Annotated in this window: 2 protein-coding genes; both read left to right on the top strand. The window is 28.4% G+C overall.

Features of this window, described 5'->3' with window-relative positions:
• A partial coding sequence (locus tag D3D02_RS18115; RefSeq protein WP_147435700.1) for a ParA family protein occupies nt 1-395 on the top strand: 395 nt, incomplete at its 5' end.
• Nucleotides 396-404: 9 nt separating this feature from the next.
• Complete coding sequence (locus D3D02_RS18110; protein ID WP_121571318.1) at nt 405-647, top strand: plasmid replication-associated protein; 243 nt, start codon at nt 405-407, stop codon at nt 645-647.
• Nucleotides 648-811: the final 164 nt, after the last annotated feature.

Here is an 811-nt window from a genome sequence, read left to right as displayed (position 1 = left end):
CAACGATAAATTCAGACTTTACAAATAACGCTGTATATGCCAGTGACTATATTGTTATGGTCTTTCAGACGCAACAATCTGCGTATGAGAGTAGTTTGTCATTTGTTAATTTTTTACGAGATAGAAAAAAGGAATCAAATTTACCATTTGAATTAATAGGAGCAATACCTGTATTAATCAAGAAAAATGGCAATATTGATGAACAAATACTAGAAATATCTAAAAAAACCTTTTCAAACGCTTTATTTAAAAATCAAATATTCCAAAGAGAAAGAATTAAGAAGTTTGGTGCAGAAGGGATTAGGGATAAAGATACTCATGATAAAAGAGTATTGCATATGCTAGAAGCAATATATAAAGAATTAGTCGAAAGAATAGAATTAATAGAAGGATAGGTGATTATCATGTCAGGATTCTTAGATAATATCAAAATTGCCAAAGAAAAGAAAAACGGATTTTTAGATGATATAGACACTTCAGCAGTGAAATATACAGAAAATTATAAACCGGTTGCTAAAAGTTCAACTATGAGAGTCGATACGCTGATAAAAAAAAGACTTAATCAAATGGCATTAGACAACGACACTTCTATAAAAGCGATATCAGATAAAGTTTTAAATGAGTTTTTAGAGAAAAATAATTACTAATAGTAGAGGGATTTATCAAATTAAGGACAAAGCTATTCTGGATACTTAATATCTCTGTCCTTAATTTGACTTTATTCATTGAGCAAATTTCTAATAAAACTTATATTAATTTAGATTTTTATACCATCGGTAATAAAATTTTAAGAAACACTGCGAGTCATCGT

This window comes from Halobellus sp. Atlit-38R, from assembly GCF_003665925.1.
GTDB classification, from domain to species: domain Archaea; phylum Halobacteriota; class Halobacteria; order Halobacteriales; family Haloferacaceae; genus Haloquadratum; species Haloquadratum inordinatus.
This window is presented reverse-complemented; position numbering and strand designations above follow the sequence as displayed.

Coding starts and splice junctions, on each gene's coding strand:
- D3D02_RS18110 (WP_121571318.1), top strand. CDS start 405: ATGTCAGGATTCTTAGATAATATCAAAATTGCCAAAGAAAAGAAAAAC.